General features: G+C 69.5%; 13 protein-coding genes. 11 read left to right on the top strand and 2 right to left on the bottom strand.

What is annotated here, in order from left to right:
• The first annotated feature begins 70 nt into the window (after positions 1-70).
• The gene (locus OG718_RS02480; RefSeq protein ID WP_210582035.1) at positions 71-670 is read left to right on the top strand and encodes a transposase family protein; all 600 of its coding nucleotides are present in this window, start codon (positions 71-73) and stop codon (positions 668-670) included.
• 73 nt (positions 671-743) lie between these two features.
• On the opposite strand, the gene OG718_RS02475 is transcribed toward OG718_RS02480, so the two are convergent.
• Positions 744-2,030, bottom strand: coding sequence for a cytochrome P450 (locus tag OG718_RS02475; RefSeq protein ID WP_210582037.1), 1,287 nt, complete (start codon positions 2,028-2,030; stop codon positions 744-746).
• A 17-nt stretch (positions 2,031-2,047) separates the two neighbouring features.
• Complete coding sequence (locus OG718_RS02470; RefSeq protein ID WP_246886532.1) at positions 2,048-3,379, bottom strand: glutamine synthetase family protein; 1,332 nt, start codon at positions 3,377-3,379, stop codon at positions 2,048-2,050.
• A 358-nt stretch (positions 3,380-3,737) separates the two neighbouring features.
• Here OG718_RS02470 and OG718_RS02465 point away from each other — a divergent pair, with 358 nt between their 5' ends.
• The 10 genes from OG718_RS02465 (at position 3,738) to OG718_RS02420 (ending at position 12,691) form a co-directional block, all read left to right on the top strand.
• On the top strand, positions 3,738-3,926 hold the full coding sequence (locus OG718_RS02465) for a ferredoxin (protein ID WP_210582041.1): 189 nt from the start codon (positions 3,738-3,740) through the stop codon (positions 3,924-3,926).
• Between the two features lie 2 nt (positions 3,927-3,928).
• A complete protein-coding gene (locus OG718_RS02460) occupies positions 3,929-5,158 on the top strand; it encodes an NAD(P)/FAD-dependent oxidoreductase (RefSeq protein WP_210582044.1) in 1,230 nt (409 codons plus the stop codon).
• A 2-nt stretch (positions 5,159-5,160) separates the two neighbouring features.
• Positions 5,161-5,967, top strand: a complete 807-nt coding sequence (locus OG718_RS02455; protein ID WP_210582045.1) for an acetoacetate decarboxylase family protein — start codon at positions 5,161-5,163, stop codon at positions 5,965-5,967.
• Positions 5,968-6,001: 34 nt separating this feature from the next.
• Positions 6,002-7,465 carry an aldehyde dehydrogenase gene (locus tag OG718_RS02450; protein ID WP_328843030.1) on the top strand — a complete coding sequence of 488 codons (1,464 nt, stop codon included), beginning with the start codon at positions 6,002-6,004 and terminating at the stop codon, positions 7,463-7,465.
• On the top strand, positions 7,458-8,393 hold the full coding sequence (locus OG718_RS02445) for a 3,4-dihydroxyphenylacetate 2,3-dioxygenase (protein WP_210582049.1): 936 nt from the start codon (positions 7,458-7,460) through the stop codon (positions 8,391-8,393). Before OG718_RS02450 ends, OG718_RS02445 begins: the two co-directional genes overlap by 8 nt.
• A 10-nt stretch (positions 8,394-8,403) precedes the next feature.
• The gene (locus OG718_RS02440; protein ID WP_210582051.1) at positions 8,404-9,249 is read left to right on the top strand and encodes a fumarylacetoacetate hydrolase family protein; all 846 of its coding nucleotides are present in this window, start codon (positions 8,404-8,406) and stop codon (positions 9,247-9,249) included.
• A 48-nt stretch (positions 9,250-9,297) separates the two neighbouring features.
• A complete protein-coding gene (locus OG718_RS02435) occupies positions 9,298-9,900 on the top strand; it encodes a TetR/AcrR family transcriptional regulator (protein WP_210582053.1) in 603 nt (200 codons plus the stop codon).
• A gap of 228 nt (positions 9,901-10,128) precedes the next feature.
• Positions 10,129-11,325, top strand: a complete 1,197-nt coding sequence (locus OG718_RS02430; protein ID WP_210582055.1) for a cytochrome P450 — start codon at positions 10,129-10,131, stop codon at positions 11,323-11,325.
• A 41-nt stretch (positions 11,326-11,366) separates the two neighbouring features.
• Positions 11,367-11,579 (top strand): ferredoxin, encoded by a 213-nt coding sequence (locus OG718_RS02425; protein WP_069757840.1) that lies wholly within the window; start codon positions 11,367-11,369, stop codon positions 11,577-11,579.
• Between the two features lie 188 nt (positions 11,580-11,767).
• Entirely contained in the window at positions 11,768-12,691 is a 924-nt protein-coding gene (locus tag OG718_RS02420) for a TIGR03619 family F420-dependent LLM class oxidoreductase (RefSeq protein WP_210582113.1), read from the top strand.
• The last annotated feature ends 14 nt before the right edge of the window (positions 12,692-12,705 follow it).

Below are 12,705 nucleotides of genomic sequence, written 5' to 3'. Positions count from 1 at the left end.
TCCGTGGCCAGCTGCGCAAACCCGCTGGCGCAAGGTCAGTTCCGGGACCCAGGCGGTCATCGTGCTCGCCGTGCTCCGTCACGACCAGCGTCTTGCCGACATGGCCGGCGGCAACGCGGTCTCCGCCTCCACCGTGCGCCGCTGGGTGATGGAAGTGATCCGCCTGCTGTTCGCCCGCGCCCCGCGCCTGGACCGCGCGCTGAAGAAGATCGCCCGTGCCGGCGGGGTCGTGGTCCTGCTGGGCGGCACCCTCATCCGCACCCGGCGCCGCACCGGGAAGGACAACCGGAAGAACTACAGCGGCAAACACAAGTCCCATGGCCTGCTGTTTCTCGCGCTGACCGACGAGCAAGGCAACGTGATCTGGATCCCGGCGGCGAAGCCGGGCCGGTCCAGCGAGATCACCACCGCCCGCCACAACAAGATCACCGGACACCTGCGCGAGGCCGGTCTCGGAGCCCTGGCCGATCTCGGACTCGTCGGCCTGGACGACGACCCCGACGACCACCCGGTGATCATCACCGGCCGCAAGGCCACCCGCAACCACCAGCTCACCGACGCGGAGAGAGAAGCGAACCGCCTGCTCAACCGCGAACGCGCCGCCGTCGAGCACGGCTTCGCCAACCTGAAATCGGTCATCGTTGCAATCCTCGAGACGGAGTTCGCTTGACAACAAACATGAGGGGCTGGCCCTTGGGCTCGTGCCCACCTTCGTGAGCCGCCGTGCGGATGGGCCGCTGCGATCAGGCGAGGGTGACTTCGACGGGTAGTTTCTTGATGCCGTTGACGAAGTTGGAGCGGACGCGCGGGACATCGCCGACGAGGCGGATGTCGGCGATCCTGGGGATCAGCTCCTCGAACATGATGCGGATCTCGGTGCGGGCGAGCAGGTTGCCCAGGCACAGGTGGGGGCTGCCCTTGCCGAAGGTGACGTGGTCGTTGTCGGCGCGGGTGACATCCAAGTCGTACGGGTTGCCGAAGGCCTCCTCGTCACGGTTGCCGGAGGCGTACCACATGACGACCTTGTCGCCCTCCTTGATCCGCTTGCCGCCGAGTTCGACGTCCTGGGTGGCGGTGCGGCGGAAGTGGTAGACGGGGGAGGCCCAGCGCAGGAACTCCTCGACCGCGCCCGGGATCAGGGACGGGTCGTCCTTGAGGCGGGCCAGCTGGTCGGGGTGCTGGAGGAGGGCCAGCATGGAGTGGGTGATGGTGTGGCGGGTGGTCTCGTTGCCGGCCACGACGAGGAGCAGGAAGTAGTTGTCGAAGTCCTGTGACGAGAGCGGCACACCGTCCTTCGGGATGGTGTTCACCAGCTTCGACACCAGGTCGGTGCCGTCGCCGCCGCGCCGCTGCCGGGCCAGCTCACGGCCGTACTCGAAGACCTCCAGCGAGGCGGGGGAGCGGAAGGGCAGGTGCCGGTACTGCTCGCTCTCCGCGCTGTCCAGCAGGACGTCGGCGTAGTCGGGGTCGGTGTTGCCGATGATGCGGTTGCCCCAGTCGATGAGCTGCTGGTTGTCCTCCGGCGGTACGTCGAGGAGGCGGGCGAGGACGTTGATGGGGAAGTCGGCGGAGATCTCTTTGACGAAGTCGAAGGTCCCCTTGGCCAGCGCCGCGTCCAGCGTGGTGGCGGTCAGGCCACGCAGGAAGTCGGTGTAGCTGTTGATGACGCTCGCGCCGAACTGGCGCTGGAGCAGACTGCGCAGCGCGCGGTGGCGGACACCGTCCAGCTCCAGGATGGAGGCGCGGGTCTTGATCTGGTCCTCGTCGACTTCTTCGAGGTTGACGAACTTCGTGGAGGTGAAGGTCTCGGCGTCACGGTCGACGCGGGCGATGTCGGCGTGGCGGGTCACGGCCCAGAAGCCGGAGTTGGGGGCGTCCTCGGGCTGCCAGTGCACCGGGTCCTGGTGGCGCAGGGTGTGGAACATGCGCCATGGGGTGATGCCGTCGGTGAAGTTGTCCAGATCGGCGAGGTTGACGTCTGCCAGTGGCATCGGTTCGTTCACGGCGGCGGTCGGTGTCTCGGTCGTCATCGCATGGCTCCCAGTCGTCACAGGTGGTAGGCGTACTCGGTGAACTCCCAGTCGGTGACGTGCCGTTGGAAGCGTTCGATTTCGTTGCGCTTGTAGGAGAGGAACGAGGCGGTGAAGTCCTTGCCGAGGATGTCGGTCAGCTCCGTGTCCGCTTCCAGGGCGTCGAGCGCGGCCGGCAGGTTCATGGGCAGCATGGCTGCCTTGGCGGTGTCGTAGCCGTACCCCTCCAGCGGGGCGGGGGGTTCCTCGCCGGTCAGAACCCCGAGCAGTGCGGCGGCGACCGTGCCCGCGATCAGCAGATACGGGTTGGCGCTGGCGTCACCGAGGCGCAGTTCGAACCGGGCGCCGGAGCCGCGCTCGGGCGGAATGCGGATCATGGCGCTGCGGTTGTCCAGGCCCCAGTCGATCAGCCAGGGGGCGAGAGTGTCCGGGCCGAAACGCCGGTAGGAGTTCACGGTCGGGTTGGCCAGTGCGGCCAGGGCCGGGGCGTGGGCGAGGATGCCGGCGACGGCGTGGCGTGCGGTGGCGGACAGTCCGTACGGCCCGGCGGGATCGTCGAAGGAGTTACCGGCGCCTTCCTCGTCGGAGGAGCTGTCGCAGGACAGGTGGAGGTGGAAACCGGAGCCTCCGGCGTCGTTGAACGGCTTGGCCATGAAGGTGGCGAGTTTGCCCTCCTGCCGGGCCAGTTCCTTGATCGCGGACTTGAAGCGGAAGGCGCGGTCCGCAGCGGACAGGGCGTCGGAGTGGGTGAGGTTGATCTCGAACTGGCCGCCGTCGAACTCGTGGTTTCCGCTGGTCACGCCGATGTTCATGTCCCGCAGCAGACGCAGCGTGCGGAGCAGGTGATTGTCGCCGTCGGCGCGCAGACCGGCGGTGTAGACGACGCCGGTGGCACTCGAGTAACGCTTCCAGCCGCTCGGGGAGGCCGGGTCCTCGGCGCAGAGGAAGTACTCGAGCTCGGGGCCGACCACCGGACGCAGGCCGTGTTCGGCACATCGGTCGAGGACGGTGCGCAGCAGATCGCGGGGTGACTCGGGCGCGGGCAGGCCGGTGGCCGGGTCGGTGACGTCGGCGAGGCAGGAGGCGACGCCGGGTTCCCAGGGGAGGGGGACCAGGGTGTCCAGGTCCGGTCGCACGGTGATGTCGGGCAGGCCTGCGTCGAGACCGCCGGAGACGGGCACCACGTCGCCCTGGGGGCTGGTGTGGTACACGGCCCGGCAGAAGGCCAGGCCGTGGTCGCAGGCCGACGGCAGGTGGTCCAACAGCACGTCGCGCGCTCGGTCGGTGCCGATCAGGTCGGGATAGGTCACGCGCACCACGTCGATGCCGTCGGCGGCGAGTCGCTGCATGTGCTGACGGAGGCTGGGGGTTGGGTCTGCGCTCACCGATGTCTCCTCGGGCGCTAGGCGTGTGGATGGTGAGGGGATTCAGAGGGCCGGTACGGGTGGGGGCGCGGCACATGGAATAGCTTGTTTGATGCCAAACGGTATGAGGACTTCGGGTGCCCCGCAAGGGGCGGCAGGAAAAAAATTATCCGCATGGATAGGTATTGACCAGGGCCGGGCGGCTTCCTATGTTGTTTGAAGCCAAATGAGTAAGGGTTCGGTCAGTTGCCGGACCCTTGGCCGGGGCCCGGCCGACGCCGGTCGGGCCCCTCTTCCTCCGCTCGTCCCCGCCCCGACGCCCTCACATTCAGGAGGACCGGCCATGAAGGTCGTCGTCGACATGAACAAGTGCCAGGACCACGGCCAGTGCGTCTTCGCCGCACCCGATGTCTTCTCCATGGACGACAGCGGCCACCTGGCCTACGTCCCCGACCCCGACGACGCGCTGCGCGACGAGGTCGAGGAAGCCGCCGACGTGTGTCCGCTCCAGGCCATCCGTATCGAGGACTGACCATGACTTCGCGGAGTGCACGCATCGTCGTGGCCGGCGCCTCCATGGCCGGCCTGCGCGCGGCCGAGCAGCTGCGGGCCGCCGGCTGGACCGAAGCCATCACCCTCGTCGGTGACGAGCCGCACATGCCCTACAACCGGCCGCCCCTGTCCAAGGAGGTCCTGGCCGGCAAGGCACCCTTCGAGTCACTCGCCTTCCGCCCGCGGGCGAGTGTGGCCGACGCGGAATGGCGGCTGGGCGTCAAGATCGTCGCCACCCGGCTCGCGGAGAACATCGTCGAGTTCGACGACGGCGAGGCACTCTCCTACGACGGTCTGGTCGTCGCCACCGGAATGCGGCCCCGGCGCCTGCGCTGCCCCGGCCCGCTCGCGGGCCGGCACACGGTCCGCACCATCGACGACGCGCAGGGTCTGCGGCAGGCCCTGACCAGGCCCGGAGCCCGCGTGGTCGTCGTCGGAGGCGGCTTCATCGGCTGCGAGGTCGCCGCCACCGCCGTCGCTCTGGGCGCCCGGGAGGTGACGGTCGTCGACCCGCTGCCCCTGCCGATGGTCGGCCCCCTCGGCGAGCTCCTCGCCAGGGTCCTGCTGAAGCGCCACGAGGAGCGCGGCGTGCGCTTCGCCCTCGGCACGGGCGTGACCGGCTTCACCGGCGACGACCACGTCACCGGCGTTGCCCTCGGCGACGGCACCGTCCTTCCCGCCGACGTGGTGGTCGAGTCGGTCGGGTCGGTCGCCAACACCGAGTGGCTGGACGGCAACGGCCTCGACCTGAGCGACGGCGTGCTCACCGACGAGCACCTGCGCGCCGGCGGACGGCCCGACGTGGTGGCCGTCGGCGACGTCGCCCGCTTCCCCAACGCCCGCTACGACGGCGTACCGCGCCGTGTGGAGCACTGGTGCATCCCCACGGACACCGCCAAGCACGCCGCGAAGACCCTCGTCGCCCAGCTGGCCGGCACCAGCCACGGCCTGTCCCCGTTCGCGCCGCTGCCCACTTTCTGGAGCGACCAGCACGACTTCCGCCTGCAGTCCTTCGGCGCACCGGTACTCGGCAAGGAGGACGTACGCGTCCTGGACGGCGACCTCGACGGAGATGTCGTCGTCGGCTACCACGCCGGCGGCCGGCTGGCCGGTGTCGTCGCCCTCGGCGGTCCGGCCGCGGTGGCCGCCGCCTCCCGATACCGCGCCGAACTGCTCGAGCAGCCCGCCCTCACCGCCAAAGGACTTCGCTGATCATGAACACTGTTCACGGATTCTTCTTCCCCAAGACGGCGAGCGGTGCCTCGTCGCTGGTCCCCTCACCGCCCTGGCTGTACTCCGGGGACCTGCTCACCGTCGAGTACCGCACCGACCCGGCGCGCGTGCGTGAACTGCTTCCCGAGCCACTGGAGCTCGCCGACGAGGACCCGGGCGCGGTGGCGCTGATCTGGGCCGACTGGCAGTCCTGCTCGGCGTCCGGCGAGGAGCTGCTCGATCCCGTGCTCTCCCAGTACAAGGAGGCGTTCGCGGTCGTCCGCTGCAAGTACCGGGGCGAAACCTACTCGCGGTGCGTCTACATCTGGGTCGACAAGGACTTCGCCATCGCCCGCGGCCTGCACCAGGGCTACCCGAAGAAGCTCGGCTCGATCCACCAGACCCGCCCGCACCCGTACGGCCCCGCGCCGCGCATCGAGGCGGGGGCCCGTTTCGGCGCCACGCTCGCCGCCGCCGACCGGCGCCTGGCCCAGACCACGGTCACCCTGCGCGAGCCGTCGCAGACGAACGGCTTCGTCAACGCCCACCCGATGGCCCACCACCGCTGGCTGCCCTCCATCGAGAAGGGCAAGGGCCTCGCTCTGGACGAGCTGATCGAGTCGGGCGCCGCGTCCTTCGAGGCGGGACAGGCCTGGCGCGGCGACGCCGAGCTGGAGCTGTTCGAGGCGCCCACCGAAGAACTGGCCCGCCTGGAGATCCGCGAGCCGATCGCCGCTTACTACCGCCAGGTCGGCGTCGTCTGGGACGGCGGCCGACTGCTGGAATCCGGCACCTCCGGCGCCGAGTAGACCCCACCACCTCGTGAGACCGGAGGAGCAGAGCATGAGCGAACACACCATCACCGTTGCCGGGGTCGCCGTCGACACCCGGCACTGGATCGGCGGCGAGCGCGTCGCCTCGGCACAGACGTTCCCGGACGTCTCGCCCATCGACGGCAGCACGATCGGCGAGATCTCCCGGGGCACGGGCATGGAGGCAGCCGCCGCCGTGGCCGCCGCGAAGGCCGCCTTCCCCGCCTGGGCGGCCACCTCCCGCGCGGAACGCGCACGCATCCTGCACGCCATCGCCGACGGGGTCGAGAAGCGGATCGAAGAGCTCTCCATCGTCGAGACCACCGACAACGGAGCCCTTCTGCGCTCCCACCGCCGGGGCGTCATGCCCCGCGTCGCCCACAACTTCCGCTTCTTCGCGGACTGGCTGCTGAAACTGGAGCACGAGGACTTCGAGACGCGCGGGCACACCAACCACGTCAGCTGGGACCCAGCGGGCCCCTCCGTGCTGATCACACCGTGGAACGCCCCGTTGATGCTGGCCACTTGGAAGGTCGCCCCGGCTCTCGCGGCCGGCAACACGGTGATCCTCAAGCCCGCCGAGTGGACCCCGCTGACTGCCTCCCTGCTGGCCGACATCGCCGCCGAGGCCGGGCTCCCGGCAGGTGTGCTCAACGTCGTCCAGGGCTACGGCTCCGAGATCGGCGACGCGCTGACCTCGCATCCCGACGTGCGCCGGATCAGCTTCACCGGCTCCGTGCCCACGGCCAAGCGGATCGCGGAGTCGGCGGCCGCGAACCTCACGCCCTTGAGTCTCGAACTGGGGGGCAAGTCGCCGCTGTTGGTGTTCGCCGACGCGGACCTGGACCTGGCCGTCGACCTGGCGGTGGAGCAGTACGACAACGCCGGCCAGGTGTGCCTGGCTGCGACGCGCTTCCTGGTCGAGGAGTCGGTCGCCGAGGAGTTCACCCGCCGCTTCGTCGAGAAGGCCGGGCAGCTCACCCAGGGCGACCCGCGCGGCGAGGCTACCGACATCGGGCCGAACATCCACCCGCTCCAGCTGGAGAAGATCGACGGCTTCGTGCAGCGTGCCGTGGCGGCCGGTGCCCGCGCGGTCATCGGCGGCCACGGCAAGGACGGCCAGTACTACGCGCCGACCCTCCTGACCGCCGTCGCCCAGGACTCGGAGATCGTGCAGGAGGAGGTCTTCGGCCCGGTCCTGACCCTGCAGACCTTCGCCACCGAAGACGAAGCCGTCCGCCTCGCCAACGACACCCGCTTCGGGCTGGCTGCCACGCTCGCCACCGGTGACCCCGAGCGCGCCGAACGCGTCACCGCCCAGCTTGTCGCAGGCACGGTCTGGACCAACTGCTTCTTCGTCCGCGACCTGCAGGCGCCGTTCGGCGGCTCCCGCCACTCGGGCGTCGGCCGCGAGGGCGGCACCTGGAGCTTCGACTTCTACTGCGACCTCAAGAACACCGTGACCTCGCCGAACGGATGGAACAACCATGGGTGAGATCGTCGGGGCGGGCCTCCTCGCCCACGTCCCCACCATCGTGCTGCCCGAGGAGACCCGGCTGGAGCTGAACGGGGGCAAGGAGATCACCCTCGTCACCGGCCTGCACCAGCTCCGCAAGGACGTCTTCGAGCGCGACGACTACGACACCGTCGTCGTCCTGGACTCCCACTGGGCGACCACCGTCGAGTTCGTCGTCACAGCCCAGCAGCGCCGCGCCGGTCTGTTCACCTCCGAGGAGCTACCGCGCGGCATGTGCCGGATGCCGTACGACTTCCCCGGTGATCCTGAACTGGCCCACAACATCGAGAAGTTCGCCGACAAGCACGGCACCTGGATCACCGCGATCGAGGACGAGTACCTGCCGATCTACTACGCCACCACCAACCTCTGGAAGTTCCTGGGGGAGGGGCTGCCGGACAAGCGGTGGGTGACCATCGGGGTCTGTCAGACCGGGGACATGGAGGACCACCTGCGGCTGGGCCGGGCGCTGGCCGACGGGATCGCCGCCACCCCGGGCCGCCGGGTCCTGGTCATCGCCTCCGGTGCGCTGTCGCACACCTTCTGGCCGCTGCGCGAGCTGCGCGACCACGAGTCGAGCGACCCCGCGCACATCTTCACGCCCGAGGCGCGCGAGGCCGACTACGAGCGGATCGCCTGGTTCAAGGAGGGCCGCCACGACAAGGTCCTCGACACCATGCCGGAGTTCTCGAAATACAGGCCCGAGGCGAAGTTCTTCCACTACCTGATGATGGCCGGTGCCCTCGGGGAACAGGCCTGCGTCGCCAAGGCCCGCCAGTACGGCGAGTACGAGAACTCCATCGGCACCGGCCAGGTCCACCTCTGGTTCGACCGCCCGGCCGACGGCTGGACCGGCGCCGGCCTGCCCGCCGCCCCCTCCGCGCACAACCCTCACAGCCGTATCTAGGAGTACTGCCATGCCCGAATACCGCCGCATCCTCCTCGACGGCGCCGCCGTCCAGGTCACCGTCGACGGTGACGAACTCGTCGCCGCGGACGGCCGCCGCGTCAAGACCGAGGACGCCCAGCACCTCCCCCCGGTCGTCCCCTCCAAGGTCATCGCGGTCCATCTCAACCACCGCAGCCGTGTCGACGAGTTCGATATCGACCTCCCCGACACGCCCACCTACTTCCACAAGCCGACCTCGGCCCTCAACTCGCACAAGGGCGCCATCGTCCGCCCCGAGGGCTGCAAGTGGCTCAACTACGAGGGCGAGGTGGCCATCGTCATCGGAAAGACCGCGCGCAACATCCCCCCGGCCGAAGCGGGCGAGTACATCGCCGGATACACGATCGCCAACGACTACGGATTGCACGACTTCCGCGACACCGACGCCGGCTCCATGCTCCGGGTCAAGGGCTCCGACACGCTCTGCCCGCTCGGCCCCGGCCTGGTCACCGACTGGGACTTCCACGGCAAGAGCCTGCGCACCTACGTCAATGGAAAGGTGGTCCAGGACGGTTCGACCGACGAGATGAAGTGGGACATGCACTATCTCGTCGCCGACATCGCCCGCACCATCACCCTGTACCCCGGCGACGTCCTGCTGTCAGGCACCCCCGCCAACTCCCGCCCCGTACAGCCGGGCGACGTCGTCGAGGTCGAGGTCGAGGGCCTGGGCCGCCTCACCAACCACATCGTCACCGGCCCCACCTCCATCCGCACCGACGTCGGCGCCCAGCCCACCGAATCGGAGGAGGTGCTGTCCACCGCGCTCGGCGGCGACTGGGAGTTCCGCGGCATCCGTCCGCCGAAGCGATGACGCCCCTGGGCGGTCTGCCGGTCGCGACGCGCGGGTAGGGTCGCGTTCATGAGCGATTCCTCCGAGAAGCCCCCCGCCAGGCCCCGCAAGCGCGTGGACTACGGGACCGGCCGTGAGGCCCTGCTCAGCGCGGCCGTGCGCGTGGTGGCCCGGGGAGGGCTGCGGAAGCTCACCTATCGTGCCGTCGCGGAGGAGGCGGGTGTCACGCACGGGCTCGTGGTGCACCACTTCGGTTCGCGGGACGCACTGATCGAGGCAGCCCTCGAACACGCGGTACGCACCAGCGCGCGCACGAGCTCCCTGGAACCCGGCACGGGCGACATCGCGGACTTCGCGGCGGGACTGGCGGACATGGTCACCCGCGAGCCGGCCATGCAGATGTTCCAGTACGAGCTCATGCTCGAGTCCCGGCGCAGGCCCGAGCTGCTGCCGCAGATCCGCGCGCTGTACGAGGAGTACTTCGAGGCCACGGAGAGGGAGCTGTCCCGCAGCCTGCCCGACGGCACCAGCCCTGCCCTGACCCGGCTCGTCTTCGCCGCTCTGGAGGGTCTCGTACTGCACCAGCTGGTCCTCGACGAGCCGGACGTCACCGAGGCCGCGCTGAAGGAGCTGCGGTCACTGCTGACCCGGCAGCGTGAAGGCGCAGAGTAGCCGCCATGTCGTAATCCCTGCCATAACAGCAGGTCAGGACGAGTCCCCGTCGCCCAGCGACGGGGACTCGCCTGTTTCCGGCGGCGTAAAGAGTTGATTACGTGCGCGCGAAGCATTGACGAAATTATCCGTGTGGATAATTCTCGGTGGTGCAGGGCCCACTGGTCGCCCTCCTCTTCTCCTCCCCAGTTCCCTCCGCCTCGCGCCCGATACGAGGAGTGTCACGACATGACCGTCACCACGGCCGGACCCGCGTCCGCCATCGAGGATCTGCTGCCCTTCCGTGACCCCGGCTTCCGTGCGGACCCGTACCCGTACTACGCGCGGCTGCGGCAGGAGCACCCTGTCTACAGGCATCCGGTCGGCCTGTACGTCGTCTCCCGCTACGAGGACGTCGCCCGGCTGATCCGCAACCCCACCCTGAGCGCGCAACAGCTCGACTTCGGGCCGGCCACCCCGATCCACCACACCATGCTCGGCAAGGACGCCCCCGACCACACGAGGCTGCGGCGGATCACCAACCGCTGGTTCACACCCAAGGCGGTCGAGGAGTGGTCCAAGGTGATGCGTGCCGCCGTGGAGGCTGTGCTCGACGAGGTGGACAAGGGCGACGGCACCCTGGACGCGGCCGACGGCCTCTCCCTGAAGTGCACCTTCGACACCACCTGTCACATCTTCGGCATCGAGCCGACCGAGATGGACACCATCCAGCGCAAGACCTACGAGATCGGGCTGAGCCTCGGCCCCGGCTGCAACGACGACGAGGCCCGCGCCACCACAGAGGCGTTCGCCTGGTACGCCGAGCACATCCGCCGGCTCGTGGCCGACAAACGAGCCCATCCCGGCGAGGGCCTGATCGACGCCTTCATCGCCGCGCAGGACGAGGGCAGGATGACCGAGGAGGAGGTCGTCTACACCATCCTGCTGTTCTTCGCCGTGGGCCACCTCGACGTCAAGCACCTGATCAACCACGGCATCTGGCTGATGACGCAGCAGCCCGGGCTGTTCACCGCCTACCGGGACGAGCCGGAGGCACGACCGGGCATCATCAACGAGATCCTGCGGATCGACACGCCCGAGTCGATGGTGGTGCGCCTGACCACGCAGGACACGGCCATCGGCGACACCACGGTACCGGCCGGAGAGGCGCTGGCCCTGCTCATCGCCTCGGCCAACCGCGACCCGGAGGTCTTCGCCGACCCCGACACCTTCGACCACACCCGGCCGGTCGCCGCCGGCCAGCACCTGGCCTTCGGCTCCGGCATGCACGGCTGCGCCGGCCAGATCCTGGCCCGCGCCGAGGCCGACATCGTCTTCAGCTCGATCGTCAACCGCTTCTCCGGTGTCGAGCTGGCCGGTGAACCCGCCTACGCCCACACCGAGTTCCTGCGCACGATCACCCGCCTCCCCGTCCGTTTCCTCTGATCCCCCGACCCCTCCGAGAACCGAGAGAGACAGGAGCCGTCATGAAGGTCGAAGTCGACCTCAAGAAGTGCCAGGACCACGGCCAGTGCGTGTACGCGGCCCCCGGCCTGTTCGCGCTGGACGACGACGGACGCCTGTCCCTGCGGTCGAGGGCGACCGACGTCTACGTGGCCGACGTGGACGAGGACAGCGCCGAGGAACTGCACGAGGCCGCCGAGGTATGTCCGCTCCAGGCCATCACGGTGCACGAGTAGACGGAAACGCGGCATGTCACCGATGGCGCCGGGCCACCGGAGAACGGCCCCGGCGACAGCGGTCCGGCCGTGGGCCCGCCACAGGAGTACGCGGCGGGCATCTTTGCCGTCATCCAGCCGCACGCAGCCTCGACGCAATCCCCGCGAGTGAAGGACATCCACCCGTGCCCGCACCCACCCCTCCCCGCATGCTGCTCGTCCTGAGCGAGAACTGGACGCTGACCGGCGGCCGGGCGGACCTGCCCACCGCCGTACGGTGGGCCCGCGAGGCCGAGGACGCCGGCTTCAACGCGGTCATGGTCAGCGAACACATCGTGCTCGGACCGGACGCCGGGGCCGCCGGTGTCATGGGAAACCCCCGCGACTACGCCCTCCCGGGCAACCAGGACCCCTACACCCCCTGGCCGAACTCCCTGCTCCTGCTCGCCTCCATCGCCTCCGTCACCTCCCGCCTCCGGCTGGCCGCCGCGGCCGTCCTCGCACCGCTGCGCCACCCCCTGCTGCTCGCCCGCGAACTCGGCACCCTGGACCTGCTCAGCGAGGGCCGCCTCGTGGTGCAGCCCACGGTGAGCTGGAGCAGGGACGAGTACGCGGCCCTGGGCGTGCCGTTCGGAAAGCGCGGGCGGCTGCTGGACGAGCACCTTCAGATCTGGGCGAAGGCCTGGGGACCGTCCCCGGTCTCCCACGACGGCGAGCACTATCCCTTCCAGGACGTCTACTTCGAGCCCAAGGCGTACCGTCCTGACGGCCCGCGGCTGTGGTTCGGAGGACAGGGCATGCACGGCCCGCTGCTGCGGCGGCTGGTGCGGTACGGGCACGGCTTCCACCCGCTCGGACGGCCCACACCCGAAGACATGCGGCAGCTCGGGGACGCCATGGCCGGAGCAGGACGCGACATCGCCGACCTGGAGATGATCGGCGGCACCCAGGCCGTGTTCCCCGACGACCGCTCACCGGCCGACCTCGGCACCGCCCTTGCCTCCATTCCCGAGCAGCTGGAGCTCGGCTTCACCACCTTCTGCATCAAGCCGAACCAGTTCATCGACGACCCCAACGGCATCGGAACCTTCTGCCGGGACGTCATGCGGCGCGTGGAGAGGGTGACCGCGTAATCCGTCGCACGTGC

Origin of the sequence: Streptomyces sp. NBC_00258 (genome assembly GCF_036182465.1) — a bacterium.
Taxonomy (GTDB): Bacteria; Actinomycetota; Actinomycetes; order Streptomycetales; family Streptomycetaceae; genus Streptomyces.
Note: the sequence above shows the minus strand (reverse complement) of the source record. Positions and strands in the feature narration are given on the sequence as shown.

Excerpts from the sequence above, each read along its gene's own strand:
- OG718_RS02470 (WP_246886532.1), bottom strand. The coding sequence starts at position 3,379 with ATGCAGCGACTCGCCGCCGACGGCATCGACGTGGTGCGCGTGACCTAT.
- OG718_RS02450 (WP_328843030.1), top strand. The coding sequence starts at position 6,002 with ATGAGCGAACACACCATCACCGTTGCCGGGGTCGCCGTCGACACCCGG.
- OG718_RS02425 (WP_069757840.1), top strand. The coding sequence starts at position 11,367 with ATGAAGGTCGAAGTCGACCTCAAGAAGTGCCAGGACCACGGCCAGTGC.
- OG718_RS02420 (WP_210582113.1), top strand. The coding sequence starts at position 11,768 with ATGCTGCTCGTCCTGAGCGAGAACTGGACGCTGACCGGCGGCCGGGCG.
- OG718_RS02465 (WP_210582041.1), top strand. The coding sequence starts at position 3,738 with ATGAAGGTCGTCGTCGACATGAACAAGTGCCAGGACCACGGCCAGTGC.
- OG718_RS02440 (WP_210582051.1), top strand. The coding sequence starts at position 8,404 with ATGCCCGAATACCGCCGCATCCTCCTCGACGGCGCCGCCGTCCAGGTC.
- OG718_RS02430 (WP_210582055.1), top strand. The coding sequence starts at position 10,129 with ATGACCGTCACCACGGCCGGACCCGCGTCCGCCATCGAGGATCTGCTG.
- OG718_RS02435 (WP_210582053.1), top strand. The coding sequence starts at position 9,298 with ATGAGCGATTCCTCCGAGAAGCCCCCCGCCAGGCCCCGCAAGCGCGTG.
- OG718_RS02445 (WP_210582049.1), top strand. The coding sequence starts at position 7,458 with ATGGGTGAGATCGTCGGGGCGGGCCTCCTCGCCCACGTCCCCACCATC.
- OG718_RS02475 (WP_210582037.1), bottom strand. The coding sequence starts at position 2,030 with ATGACGACCGAGACACCGACCGCCGCCGTGAACGAACCGATGCCACTG.
- OG718_RS02455 (WP_210582045.1), top strand. The coding sequence starts at position 5,161 with ATGAACACTGTTCACGGATTCTTCTTCCCCAAGACGGCGAGCGGTGCC.
- OG718_RS02460 (WP_210582044.1), top strand. The coding sequence starts at position 3,929 with ATGACTTCGCGGAGTGCACGCATCGTCGTGGCCGGCGCCTCCATGGCC.